Here is a 7987-nt window from a genome sequence, read left to right as displayed (position 1 = left end):
TTCTCGACATTTCGCGCACTTTATCACCCTCCAAAATGATGTTCTGCAACCTTACCAAATTGGCGTGGTAATGTGACCCGAAATCTGCATGAAGGATGTTAGAAGTTTTCGCTTCAGATTGAAGCGAACTGGTTGATATAACTATATCTCTTTGTTGCATGGCGTACGCCGCAATCTGACGATCGCCGCTCGCCATTGCTACTTTCTCCCATCCCTGTGTTACCTTTACGGTATATTCACGGCTTCGGATGCTTCGAGCCATGCTACGCCGACCTGAGCGCTTTGCGTCATAGCGCGACTGAGCCGCCTCACTTGTTCCCTCATGTTCCGTTCGTCCATCGCGACTAACCGGCCGCACCTGATTGCGCGTGTAGGCTGGAGCACTTGCAAACTCGCGCCTGTCAGTCATTTCCATAGCGATACCGTGCTCGCGCGCCTTTTCAGCCATAAGTTCGCGCCACTGACGAAAAACCTGTGGCGAGGTTTCCACCCGATCACCGGCATACGAACGCATAGCGATAATGGCATGAGCATGTATATGCGGTCGCTTTCCGCCCTGCCCCATCTCCTTCGGGTCGCTGAACGGATCATGCATCGCAAATATGTAGCGATGCCCTTCGAACTGCGCGGCCAGAAAATCCCGAACAGCACTTTCAAAAGCCTGAACGTTGGTGCCAGCTTTGGCAGACATGATGACATGCATCACATCCCTGCCCTTGCGGCTGTGCAACTCCCGACGCCACTGCTTTTGCACCAGGTCGCCGGCGGAACGCGCATCTGAGACAACGCGCCCCTTATCATCACGAACGTCGCCCTTATGATCCTCTACCAGATTTCTCAACTTGGCAGCGCCATATCCCACGCCATTACCATACCCGGTAAAACGGAACCGCGCCCTCCCGAGCTCGGACGCTGCGCTTTCGTTGTAACGCCTCTGAATAATGTCCGCCGCCTTCGGGTCGCCGGTCAACCGTTCCCCTTCCATGCTGCGCAACACCACCACACCGTCAACTTTTAAAACGCCATGTGATGGTTGCGAAACGGCATAAGCAAAGCTGCGATTACCGAATGCGCTAGTCAAACTATCGCGCACGTGCTGGTGCAAAGCTTCTTCTGTTGCGAACCCGGCAGCTTCGATCGTCACCCGGAAAGTTCCAATATCCCTGCTCTCGGCCCGATTTTGAAACAATGGCTCCCAATGACCGCGCAACCGTGCCAGCTCCTCGCGACCCTTAAGGCGTTCACCGTTTTCCTTTTCGACGCAAATTTCCCCGCTGCGCGATACGTAATTGACCATCGCGCCGAACCGCGCACCGCCACCATACGACGCCATTTTGACTACAGCCGGTTGACTACCTGCTGCCACTGCGGCCAAACGTGTTTCCATCGGCCTCGCGATAGCAACCTGTTTGTTTGACGCACTGCCTGCGCTTGTCAGCGCTCTTGAGGATGGCCTGCGCATTTTAGGCACTGAACCACCACCTGCTGCAGCGGCGCCACCTGCGATCTGTAATTCACGCAATCTCCGGCGCATTTCTTCCTCGGCGCTGCTTGCAGCACTCGAACCAAGTGAAAGCTCATGCAGCAACGCCGCACGGCGCTGCTCCCATTCGCTCTCAAAGGCCCCGAGAAAGAATTCCATGGTCGCTATTCCTTGCTGCGGTGTCTGTATCCTGACCGCTTGGTGACGCGCCTCAATTCACTCAGAACCGCAACCTGCATCTTTTGTACGTCACCCACCACCATGCGGATTTCGCCATCTGAAACCAATTTGCCGCTATTCAGCGCTCGAGCAACCTGATTGAGATTGATGCCAATCATGCGCATATCCTCAAGCATGAGAGACAAAAGCGCCCTGTCTTCGTCATTGAAGATCGGCTTTGTCCCCGCCCCTTGCAGCAAAACGGCCTTGAAAAATGCACTCATCGTCATGTCAACGGCCTTCGCGGCGTCGTCGATCGCATCATATTCGTCCGCCGAAACACGGCTATGAATGGTTTGCGGCTTAGATTTTACAGCCCCCATGTCCTCTGAAATTGCTTCATTCATAGCCGTTGTTAGCTCCAGTTCAGCGCAGCAATCGACAATCGCGGACCTGTTTCGCGATTGCTTAGCAAAAATGTAGCACATTTTTCCGTATCCTGCCTAACCATTTACAAGGGGAGCCATCCAATATTCGTCTAACTTGGCCCCGCTCCGCTTACCTTACGCCGGGGCGCAGCCTCGGCGCTGCAAAGAAATTACACTCACCAAGGTTCACCACCAGAACGCTTTATTCGCCTTTGTGTACCCCTCTCGTACTCGTCAGCAAGGGACGCTTCGCTCTTCGCCCTTGCCGGACTGCGAGCGGGCGGCAAGGACGGCTTTTGCGCGGCTCCGGGGTTCACACTCGATTGGGAGAAACATGTTCCCAAACTCCAGTTATCGAGTGATGTGATTATTTGATGTGAACACATGTTGTGTCACATGCTACAAACTGAGTTGTCACATCATGTGAAACTACCTTATCTTCACATGCATTCTCGCGCCCTGTTGGCAGCATTGTCGGCGCTTCAGGCAATAATCGACACCAAGAAAACCAGCATATCCAGGTACAGGAGGGCCATCGTGACACTTCGAATATCTTCGGTAAGCGGCAAAGGTGGAGCCGGGAAGACGACCGCGGTCATTTTGACTGCAGGTGAACTCGCACTCAAAAATCGACGGGTATTGCTCATTGATGCCGATCCACGACAGAACTTAGCCGAGTGGTGGAAGCGGTGCGAAGCAAAGGACAACGTACCGGCATCGATCTCGCTCGCGACCGCACTTCGTCAGAATAATATAGAGAAATTAATGGCGTCACAGGAGGGCAACTATGACGCCATACTGATCGACGCGCCGGGCGTCGATAGTGTTGTGATGGATACGATAATCGACCATTCAGATATCGTCATCACACCCATTCAGCCCGCCCAAGACGAGATTAAAGCAGTTGGTGAGGCCGCGGAGGCGATTGCGACACGAACGGACGTTCTTGATCGTAGTATTCCTCAAGCAGTTCTGCGAACACGTATCACGATCGTCAATCGGCATCTGGAAGAATACCGGATCATTCGCCCTTTCGTCCAAAATCTGAGCGAACACGGCTATAATTCCGTGTTGCTCGATACAGAGTTGATCGAGCGCAACTGCTATCGCGAAATCCGCAGCGGTCTTGGCACGCTACAAATGCTCGAACCGAGTGAACCGGTTCTTAAGGCCAGAGCTGAGGTTAATGCGTTCGTCGAGGAGTTGGAGCAACTTAAAATGGCGCAGCAAAGGGAGACTATCAATGGCTAAGGGAAAAATCTCTCTTTCTGACTTCCCTGTCGCGGAACGTCGAAAACGTTCTGCAGATATGGATAAGCTCACTGCTTCTTCCCCGCCGATTTCGCACACGCACGACGAAGACGCTGCAAGAATTGGAAATGAATCGGCGCCAGCGACATCAAGACAGAAAAAGCAGTATACGCCTCTTGAGACAACACCGGAACAGCACCGGGCAAGTGCTATTGAAACTGCGAACCGTCGGGAAGACTCCCGTAATCGACTGCGTGAGCTTCGCAAGTCTCGTGAGCGTGAAAGCAAGCATTTCGTCAACGTTTCGCTTGATTATGAAACCAAGCGTCGACTTGAGAAAGCAGCACACGACAACGGTCTCAAGATGACCGTCATACTTCGAGACGCAATTGATCAGTATCTCAAAGATAACGGATACTGATCATGCTTGGTCGAAGTTTTCTCATCGGCATTGCGGTCGGAATTGCCGTTGGGATCTATATCGCTCCATCGCTGCGCACCAATCTGGATCTTCATACCGACGAACGGAAGGTCGCTAGTCTGGCAAAGCAAAGCTACGATGCCATTTGGCCTGATGACGAAACAGCCAGGACGGAGTTATTTCGATTGTCGAACTGGAATTACGCCGATTACGGCCGTTCTTCCAAAGTGTCGGTCCTGCGTTGTATTCCAATCAAAGAGCAGACTGTTGCATGCGAATTGTCTGCATCGCTAAGCTGGTTGAATGAGCCCAAAGCTATCGAAGCCGTCTTCGAGGGGGTGGCCAATGATTGGCGCCTTGTGGCGGTGAAATCCAGATAACCGATGTGACGACAATCGGCATTGGAATCCCAAACGCTAGCGCCGAATGCGCCCTCCTCCTTCATTTCAATATAAACGCGCGCTGAAAACAGGCGAACACGAACTCTGAAGTGCTGCTATTTCTGAAAAATATGGTAATGATCGCCGTTGTGGCACGGCAGGTAAAAGGGGTTCCAGCGTGAGTAGTGAGTCATTGGATTTCGCAAATGAGCATTCTTTGGAAAGGACCAATGATCCTGAGATCGATAAGCCAGTCTTTAGGCGTTCAGGTTTTAACGGAATAAGCACGTTTGAAGAAATAGATCAGCGACTTGCAAAATACCTGCGCGAAGCACGAGAACAAGCGGGCCTGAAACAAGCTGATTTTGCGCCCTTGATGGGGCTTTCAACACCAGTGTACGGTCGATATGAGCGCGCATTTTCAAAGCTCCATGTCACACGTATGATCCATATCTGCGAAGTGCTTGGCTTGATGCCAATTGACATGCTCTACGAGGCAGCACCTCATTTGTGGGGGAAAAGCGAGGAAGAAGCCAAGGATCGCGTGGAACTTGCGAAACTCGTGGCAAATCTCCCGCATAGCACGACGCGCGACTTGCTTTCGTTGGTTAAAAAAATGGCAGACTTACAAAGCCAGGTCGACGCCAAACCGCAAAGCACGGATCCTGTTAAATAGTCGAAGTTGACATGGCAATTGCGAACAGCCGACAATTGCTCGAATTGCGCAATCTGAATTGCAATCATGGATTGTCGGGTTCGGTATTGTACTTCCATACTTAATATGGTACTATTTATCACACCAAATTGGATACGGAATTTGTTATGCAACGTGTGGAAGCAAATATAGCAGTTAGTGTTTCGGACCTCAAAAAAAGTCCGTCCGCGGTAATGGACGAGGCTAAGGGCGAGGCTGTCGCCGTTCTTAATCACAATCGAATTATGGCTTATATGGTTCCCGCAGATGTCTACGAAGCCATGCTCGAGCAGCTGGACGATATTCGCCTGACTGAGATAATCCGGAAACGAGCCGACGAAAAAGGCATTTCGGTCGATTTCGATGCCTTATAAGCTTGAATTCCTGCCCTCAGCACTTAAAGAATGGAATAAACTTGGCTCAACAATCCGAGAGCAATTAAAGAAAAAATTGCGTGAACGTTTGGAAACGCCGCGGGTCGTTAGCGCCTCACTTCACGGTATGCCTGACCATTACAAGATAAAACTACGTCAATTAGGCTATCGGCTGGTTTATTCCGTCAACGACGACACCGTGACGGTGTTGGTCGTGGCAGTTGGAAAACGTGAGCGTGGCGATGTTTACAATACCGCTCGCACCAGAACACAGTAATATCTCATCCGTCAGACCCGATGCAGCGCAAAGAGACCTGCTGGACTGTCAATCGGCGTTTAAACGGAACCCCTTATCGGCGTCCAAAAAGTACCCCTCCTTTAGGTTGCAACGTTTAGCGTGCGCGGGCCCGGAACTTTCAATTTAGTGCAGGGTTTGCGCGCGCGGATCACTAGCGTTCTTCGGCTTTAGCTTTGAGAGCGGTTTTTGAAGCGCCACGATTCATTTCCCGTTTCAACGATCTCGCAATGATGGGTAAGCCGGTCGAGCAGAGCGGCGGTCATTTTTGCGTCGCCGAAGACAGTCGGCCATTCGCCGAACGTCAGGTTTGTGGTGACGATGATTGAAGTTCGCTCGTAGAGCCTGCTGATGAGGTGGAACAGCAACTGTCCGCCCGCTTGGGCGAACGGAAGATAGCCAAGCTCGTCCATAATGACGAAATCGAGCCTGGAGATAAAGTCGGCAAGACGCCCCTGCTTACCATTACGCGCTTCCGTTTCAAGACGATTGACGAGATCGACGACGTTGTAGAAGCGCCCGCGCGCGCCGTTGCGGATCAAGGCACGGGCAAGTGCGATGGACAAATGGGATTTTCCAGTGCCAGTTCCTCCAACGAGAACGACATTGTGCTGCTCGGCAAGGAAAGCTCCGCTCGCGAGCTGGCGCACCAGTCCTTCATTGACCGGCGTGTCGGTAAAGTCGAAGTCGTCGATGTCCTTGGCCAGCGGCAGCTTTGCGACGGTGATCTGGTATTTAATCGAGCGCGCCTGTTTCTCGGCGATCTCCGACTGCAACAGGTCGCCGACAATGCGCGGTGGTTCGTGCTGGCGTTTGATGCCAGAGGCCATGATCTCGTCATAGGCGCTGCGCATGCCGTAAAGCTTCAGCGTGCTCATCATGTCGAAGATTTGAGATCGTTCCATATCAGCTTGCCCTCCTGAGGCTGTCATAACGTGCGCAGTCTGCCACAGGCTCATGGGTCAGGCGCAGCGCATCGGGGATGGAAAGAATGGCGGCGGGCTGTGGATCACGCTTGCGAGCCAGAATGTTGATAATCACAGCGGCGGAGAATACGCCTTGATCAAGCGCCTCCTGCGTCCGTCCGTTTCCTTCTCGAAACGGGTGCACATAATTCAACTCTGCCAACACTTTACCGGCGATCTCGGCGAACCGTTCGACCGACGATCCGCGCAAAATTTCGGGATTCCGGATCGGTCTAAAGGCTTCATCCAAGCCCATCTCGATACGCGAGCCGTGTAGGAACGAGGTTCCGCCTTTCGACAGATTGCCAATTGGTTCCACTCTCTGGCCGTCGACAACGGGGCTTTCATTGCGCGTATGACCGGCCCATTCATAAATATCCTGGAAAATATGACCATGAATGGCCTTCAGATGTTGCGCGTCGAAAGCGCCTTTTGGTCCGTCACCTTCAGTAATTTCAGCCAATCGGAAAGCTGTCGCGCGATATTCTTCGACGCGCAGTTCCTTATGGGACTGGATTCCGAGTTTGTTGCGCAGCACGTCCCTGCGGTCGGGATCGTCTGATATATTCGGATAGGTATAGGAGCCTTTGGGTCCCGTTTCAGCCATGACGAAGATCAACAAAAAGCCGCCAGCCCAAGGCAGGCGGTCTCATGTCCCAAAATGTTGAAGGGGAATTACTGAGGTTTGCGAACAACGCGCGCTTTGTATTCGTCGCGCGAGATCTCGCCAGCGACATAGGCCTCGGTTGCCGCCTCCAACAATGGATCGTGGACATAACCCTGTCGCATATTTGCGGCGCGCGCCTGATCTGTAGCCTTTTTACGCTTGGCAACAGCTTCTGCTGATCGATCCGGACGGGGGGCATGAAAGTTCATCTTCAAAACTCCTGTTGTTGTCTACACTAGCATCAAAAGCGGTGAAAATCCAGAAAACAAAGGGATTTTACGGCACTACTGTGAATTGCGCCCGGCATTTGACCGGGCGCTGTTGGGCTATCAATTGCGCGGTTCCCATTCGAGAACGGCCTGAAGGCTTGGGTCGTCCTGTCCGCCGAAGCGGCCCAGATTGGCGTTGTAGTTCAGGCGACGGATCGAGAGATTGCGCTTAAAACCTTCGCCATCGGCCTTTGCCTTTTTCCAGATGCCGCCAACCTCGATATTAAAGCCACGCGGTGACTTGGCGAAAACGCGATGCGTAGGAGCGTCCGGGTTTTCCGAGTTGAAGGGCACGACCTCGATGTCGATATCGTCGGTCAGGGTCGAGATGCGGCCTTTGCCGGATGCAGTGTCGAGGTCTTCGCTGTCGAACTGGATGAAATTGGTGATTTCGTTGGCCATGGTATTCACTCCTCTATGTGGTTGCGATGATCGTTCACTGGCACGGCGGTAAGCGGTGTTGCACCCTTGGTCCGGAGCGCAGCGGAGGAAGCCGAGGCCGAAAAATTTGTCGCGCGAGGAGCCGCAGGCGGGGAAATTTTTCAGGCTTCCGGCTTTGCGGCAACCGCGTCGACGTGCGAACGAGCGTCAAAAGCAACCG

At 52.8% G+C, this 7987-nt stretch carries 11 protein-coding genes and 2 pseudogenes; 6 read left to right on the top strand and 7 right to left on the bottom strand.

The genetic code is table 11. The features are described 5' to 3' along the window. On the bottom strand, positions 1-1642 hold a 1642-nt coding region (locus tag FGI60_RS25870), incomplete at its 3' end, for a relaxase/mobilization nuclease domain-containing protein (protein ID WP_407921696.1). A 5-nt stretch (positions 1643-1647) separates the two neighbouring features. After that, positions 1648-2049, bottom strand: a complete 402-nt coding sequence (locus FGI60_RS25865; protein ID WP_328587910.1) for a plasmid mobilization protein — start codon at positions 2047-2049, stop codon at positions 1648-1650. A 558-nt stretch (positions 2050-2607) separates the two neighbouring features. Here FGI60_RS25865 and FGI60_RS25860 point away from each other — a divergent pair. The 6 genes from FGI60_RS25860 to FGI60_RS25835 all read left to right on the top strand — a co-directional run bounded on the left by FGI60_RS25860 (position 2608) and on the right by FGI60_RS25835 (position 5467). Beyond that, the gene (locus FGI60_RS25860; RefSeq protein ID WP_094574847.1) at positions 2608-3321 is read left to right on the top strand and encodes a ParA family protein; all 714 of its coding nucleotides are present in this window, start codon (positions 2608-2610) and stop codon (positions 3319-3321) included. Then, on the top strand, positions 3314-3742 hold the full coding sequence (locus FGI60_RS26610) for a ribbon-helix-helix protein, CopG family (RefSeq protein WP_235818719.1): 429 nt from the start codon (positions 3314-3316) through the stop codon (positions 3740-3742). The genes FGI60_RS25860 and FGI60_RS26610 overlap by 8 nt, the downstream gene beginning before the upstream one ends. Positions 3743-3744: 2 nt before the next feature. Further along, on the top strand, positions 3745-4122 hold the full coding sequence (locus FGI60_RS25850) for a hypothetical protein (RefSeq protein ID WP_094574682.1): 378 nt from the start codon (positions 3745-3747) through the stop codon (positions 4120-4122). Positions 4123-4300: 178 nt separating this feature from the next. Then, the gene (locus FGI60_RS25845; RefSeq protein WP_167382737.1) at positions 4301-4798 is read left to right on the top strand and encodes a helix-turn-helix domain-containing protein; all 498 of its coding nucleotides are present in this window, start codon (positions 4301-4303) and stop codon (positions 4796-4798) included. A gap of 146 nt (positions 4799-4944) precedes the next feature. Then, positions 4945-5190 (top strand): type II toxin-antitoxin system Phd/YefM family antitoxin, encoded by a 246-nt coding sequence (locus FGI60_RS25840; protein ID WP_094574687.1) that lies wholly within the window; start codon positions 4945-4947, stop codon positions 5188-5190. Continuing rightward, positions 5180-5467: a type II toxin-antitoxin system RelE family toxin gene (locus tag FGI60_RS25835; RefSeq protein WP_162699577.1), complete on the top strand. Its 288-nt coding sequence runs from the start codon at positions 5180-5182 to the stop codon at positions 5465-5467. Before FGI60_RS25840 ends, FGI60_RS25835 begins: the two co-directional genes overlap by 11 nt. A 188-nt stretch (positions 5468-5655) precedes the next feature. Here FGI60_RS25835 and istB read toward each other — a convergent pair whose 3' ends face one another. From istB to FGI60_RS25815, 5 genes and pseudogenes are all read right to left on the bottom strand, one after another. Then, positions 5656-6390 (bottom strand): IS21-like element helper ATPase IstB, encoded by a 735-nt coding sequence (gene istB, locus FGI60_RS25830; RefSeq protein ID WP_094509645.1) that lies wholly within the window; start codon positions 6388-6390, stop codon positions 5656-5658. Beyond that, positions 6323-6559: pseudogene (locus FGI60_RS26605) on the bottom strand (IS21 family transposase); the annotation flags it as partial. The pseudogene FGI60_RS26605 and the gene istB, both read right to left, overlap by 68 nt. After that, positions 6554-7057 (bottom strand): annotated as a pseudogene (locus FGI60_RS25825) (Fic/DOC family protein); the annotation flags it as partial. The pseudogenes FGI60_RS25825 and FGI60_RS26605, both read right to left, overlap by 6 nt. 68 nt (positions 7058-7125) lie before the next feature. Then, positions 7126-7326: an antitoxin VbhA family protein gene (locus tag FGI60_RS25820; protein WP_094574693.1), complete on the bottom strand. Its 201-nt coding sequence runs from the start codon at positions 7324-7326 to the stop codon at positions 7126-7128. Positions 7327-7446: 120 nt separating this feature from the next. Beyond that, on the bottom strand, positions 7447-7788 hold the full coding sequence (locus tag FGI60_RS25815; RefSeq protein ID WP_094574695.1) for a DUF736 family protein: 342 nt from the start codon (positions 7786-7788) through the stop codon (positions 7447-7449). Positions 7789-7987: the final 199 nt, after the last annotated feature.

The sequence above is a fragment of the Brucella haematophila genome, assembly GCF_005938105.1.
GTDB classification, from domain to species: Bacteria; Pseudomonadota; Alphaproteobacteria; order Rhizobiales; family Rhizobiaceae; genus Brucella; species Brucella haematophila.
The sequence above is the reverse complement of the archived record's forward strand: the minus strand, read 5'-3'. Positions and strand labels throughout refer to the sequence as shown.

Excerpts from the sequence above, each read along its gene's own strand:
- FGI60_RS25820 (WP_094574693.1), bottom strand. The coding sequence starts at position 7,326 with ATGAACTTTCATGCCCCCCGTCCGGATCGATCAGCAGAAGCTGTTGCC.
- FGI60_RS25835 (WP_162699577.1), top strand. The coding sequence starts at position 5,180 with ATGCCTTATAAGCTTGAATTCCTGCCCTCAGCACTTAAAGAATGGAAT.
- FGI60_RS25840 (WP_094574687.1), top strand. The coding sequence starts at position 4,945 with ATGCAACGTGTGGAAGCAAATATAGCAGTTAGTGTTTCGGACCTCAAA.
- istB (WP_094509645.1), bottom strand. The coding sequence starts at position 6,390 with ATGGAACGATCTCAAATCTTCGACATGATGAGCACGCTGAAGCTTTAC.
- FGI60_RS26610 (WP_235818719.1), top strand. The coding sequence starts at position 3,314 with ATGGCTAAGGGAAAAATCTCTCTTTCTGACTTCCCTGTCGCGGAACGT.
- FGI60_RS25815 (WP_094574695.1), bottom strand. The coding sequence starts at position 7,788 with ATGGCCAACGAAATCACCAATTTCATCCAGTTCGACAGCGAAGACCTC.
- FGI60_RS25865 (WP_328587910.1), bottom strand. The coding sequence starts at position 2,049 with ATGAATGAAGCAATTTCAGAGGACATGGGGGCTGTAAAATCTAAGCCG.
- FGI60_RS25850 (WP_094574682.1), top strand. The coding sequence starts at position 3,745 with ATGCTTGGTCGAAGTTTTCTCATCGGCATTGCGGTCGGAATTGCCGTT.